This is a genomic window from Sphingopyxis sp., from assembly GCF_036402335.1.
Lineage (GTDB): Bacteria > Pseudomonadota > Alphaproteobacteria > Sphingomonadales > Sphingomonadaceae > Sphingopyxis.
The window spans coordinates 1-2,018 of the sequence record NZ_DASWTD010000197.1; the positions used below are offsets into that span (position 1 = coordinate 1).

Here is a 2,018-nt window from a genome sequence, read left to right on the forward strand (position 1 = left end):
GTCCGTCGCTCGGCGTCGGCCATCGCGAGCTGCAGCTTGGGATGCGCGAAATGCGGCTCGGCGAGCGCCATGATCGCAAGTGCGTTGACGAGCGTATCGGGCTCCGCCGCGGGGATCTGCGTCAGCGAATAGCCGTACATCGCGATGATCTGCATGTCATATTGGCCGGGGTTCGCAACCAGTTCACGCTTGATCGCATCGGTTTCCCCGGCGAGGAAGCGGGCGACCAGCAGCAGGCTGCGCTCGTCGGTCCAGGCGGCGCGCCGTGCCGGCTGTTTTCCCATCGCGCGGATGACCGCATCCGCAGCGAGCGAGGTGGAAAAGGGGTTCTGACCCGTCACGATGCGATCGCCGGATTGGACGAAGGGCAGCATGATCGCGGCTTCGGCATAGCGGCTGCCCTCGGCGCGCAGCGCGTCTTCGAGCAGGAAAGGGAAGTCCTTCGACCATCGCTTGCCGAACAGCGCTTCCTCCTCGTTGGTGAAACCCGTTGCCACGACGCCCGCGAGCAGGGGCGTGCCGTCGCGGCGTTTGATGCCAATCAGCGCAGCGGGGCCGTGGCACACCGCACCGATCACGCGGCCGGCGGCATGGCTGTCCGCGAGAAGCTTCCTGAGCGCGGTGTCGTGCGGCAGGTCGAACATCGCCCCCTTGCCGCCGACGACGAAGATCGCCGCATGGTCGCCGGCGCGGATCGTCCCAGAGGGGCGCGTGGCGGACAGCGCCGCCATCGCCTCGGCGTCGGCGAGCACCCGGGCGTTATAGGGTTTGGCCGGATCATATTCGTCGGCCTCGACCCGCCCGCCTCGCGGGCTCGCGACCTCGACCGCGAGCCCGTTGTCGCGGAATATGGCATAGGCCTGCGCGAACTCGTCGAATTCGAAGCCGGGCCGCGTCTTGCCGCCATCGGCGCCATGACCGCTCACGACAATAAGGATCTTCTCGGCCGGGACGGCGATGGCCGGCGGACTGGTGGCGAGCCCGATCGCGAGCAGGATGGCGCGAAGGAAACGGCGCATGCTTTTTCTCCAAATGGGCGAGGTTGGCGGGCGCCTAGCCCGCCGTGCGTCAAGCCGATGTCAAAGCTGCCACCCATCGGATTTGACACTCGTTTGACATGCGGTGGTCTAGGACGGGGCGTCCCCCTCCTGCCGAACGTTTCCGATGTCCCGCCTTTCTCTCGTCTGCCTGTCGCTTCTCCTGATGTTCGCCGTGCCCGCGACGGCCCGCGGCATGGCTCCCATCCCCGCGGCCGAGCTGCAGAAACTGCTCGCATCGCAGCATCTGGCAGGCGCGACATGGAGCCTGGTCGACGGCGATGATGTCCAGACCGGCGCCGCGGGTGTACGCGACATGGCGCGCGGTACCGCGATGCGCGCCGGCGACCGCGTCCATATCGGCTCGATTACCAAGACGCTCGTCGCGCTCGGCCTGCTGCGCCTCGCGAGCGAGGGGCGCGTCGATCTCGACGCGCCCGTGTCGACGGTGATTCCCGAGCTTCGTTTCCGCAACCCGTGGGACAAGACCGATCCCGTGCGCATCCGGCACTTGCTCGACCATAGCAGCGGGCTTGAGGATGCGCGGCTCTGGCAGATGTTCAGTACGCGGGTGTCGCCCGCCGACCCGCTGCTCGCCGCTTTCACACGCGATCCGTCGGTACTCGACATCCGTACGCGCCCGGGCGAGCGCACATCCTATTCGAACATGGGTTATGCTCTTGCCGGCCTCGTGATCGAACGCGTGACCGGCGTCCGCTACGAACGCTGGCTCGACGCGCATCTGCTCGGCCCGCTCGGCATGACGGACAGCAGCTTCGGTTTCGTCAGCCAGCTTGGCCCCGGGCGCGATGCGCGCCTTGCGTGGGGACATCACGACGACCTGACACCGGCGGCGGCGATGCCGATTGCGCTGCGTCCGGCGGGACAGTTTACGACGACCGCGCGCGACATGGCGACTTTCGCGCGCTTCCTTATGAGCGACGGGCGCGTCGGCGGCGCGCCATTCGTCCGCGCCGATTT

At 67.6% G+C, this 2,018-nt stretch carries 2 protein-coding genes; one reads left to right on the top strand and one right to left on the bottom strand.

The features are described 5' to 3' along the window. Positions 1–1,019: type 1 glutamine amidotransferase domain-containing protein (locus VGD20_RS06215; protein ID WP_331133622.1), on the bottom strand; the 1,019-nt coding region annotated here is incomplete at its 3' end. A 145-nt stretch (positions 1,020–1,164) separates the two neighbouring features. Here VGD20_RS06215 and VGD20_RS06220 point away from each other — a divergent pair. Further along, on the top strand, positions 1,165–2,018 hold an 854-nt coding region (locus tag VGD20_RS06220; protein WP_331133623.1), incomplete at its 3' end, for a serine hydrolase domain-containing protein.